General features: G+C 32.2%; 2 protein-coding genes. Both read left to right on the plus strand.

The window, feature by feature from the left end; genetic code table 11:
• Positions 1 to 130: 130 nt before the first annotated feature.
• Entirely contained in the window at positions 131 to 949 is an 819-nt protein-coding gene (locus tag GTQ34_RS16535; protein WP_166524919.1) for an energy transducer TonB, read from the plus strand.
• Positions 950 to 1,100: 151 nt separating this feature from the next.
• On the plus strand, positions 1,101 to 1,340 hold the full coding sequence (locus GTQ34_RS16540) for a hypothetical protein (protein ID WP_166524920.1): 240 nt from the start codon (positions 1,101 to 1,103) through the stop codon (positions 1,338 to 1,340).
• Positions 1,341 to 1,365 lie beyond the last annotated feature (25 nt).

Here is a 1,365-nt window from a genome sequence, read left to right on the forward strand (position 1 = left end):
ATAAACGATTAATATATAAGATGATCAAATACATCTAAATAAACAAGTACCCATCATTTTAATAATTATGAAGACAAAATTGATTTTGTTATTTGCTTTGTCATTAACATTCATTTCGCAAGCCCAATCCTTGAATGAGAGAGAATTAATGGGGAAATGGGAAACTATTGGAGTTGAAATGCCCAACTCAGATGAAACTCCGAATAGAGATGCTGTAAAATTAATACAAGATGCATTTTACGGTTCAAAATTCCATTTTAGAGGAAATAAAGTTTTTAATATTCAATTTGGGAAATTTGGTGATGAAAGAATGAAAGAATTGTCTTTCCTTGACAACAAAAATTGGAAACTCGAAGATGGCCAAATAAAAATCGGAACGGAAAGCGATGGGTATTCTTTGATGCAAATTTTAATTCAAAAAATTACTGGTAAGACCTACTTCATACTTCCCATGATTAGGCTGGAAATGAAAAAGGAAAAAGATGAGGGGCCATCAGAACCTAAAGGAATTGAATCTAACTTAGAAAAAAAGGAAAGTGGAGAGGTTGGAGATTTAAAACTTATCCATAAAGACATTGATGAATCTAGTATTGTAGAATTCAAGGATTCTGCTTATCCCCCCTTAGGACCAGATTGCAAATCAAAATGGAGTCTTGAAAAAAGAAAAATATGCACTAATAAGTTTATTCAAGGTCATTTTAGAAGAACATTTAATCCAAAATTTGCAAATCAAAGTGGAATATCTGGAAAAGTAAAAACCACCTTGGAATTTATAATTGACAGTGGTGGCCAAATCGTAAATATTAAAGCTAATGGCGATTTTCCTGAACTAAATCAAGAGGCAATAAGAGCAATTTCTTCTATGCCAAAACTTTTACCTGGGACTAAAGAGGGTAAGCCAATAAACGTATTATACAAATTTCCTCTTACATTGACTCTGGCCGAATAAATTTGTTGGCTAACAAGAGTTATATTTTATAACTGCAATTCTTTAACTTGAAACCTATAACGGATGAATTTGCCAAGATTGGAGATGCACCACGTTTCTAAACAACTTCAAATCATAACCGTTACCGCTACTGAAGTTTAATAAAACGATAATGACCGAGCTCTTGTTAACCAAATATAGAATCCAAACAACTGGTGCCGATGGTGGTCATAATTATATACTGACAGAGGTACTCCATAAAGGGGTTAATAGAAAAATTGTAATCATTTTCATTGACAAATCTGAAGAGATTAATCTGGATGAAATCAAACCAATAAAGGTGAAAGGTGAAATTGAAGATTCGGGAATTGAGCATGATTTAATAATGACCAATGCAAAAGTCATACAATAATTAAGAAAAGTTCAAATAAACGATT

The sequence above is a fragment of the Flagellimonas ochracea genome, assembly GCF_009903685.1.
Classification (GTDB): domain Bacteria; phylum Bacteroidota; class Bacteroidia; order Flavobacteriales; family Flavobacteriaceae; genus Flagellimonas; species Flagellimonas ochracea.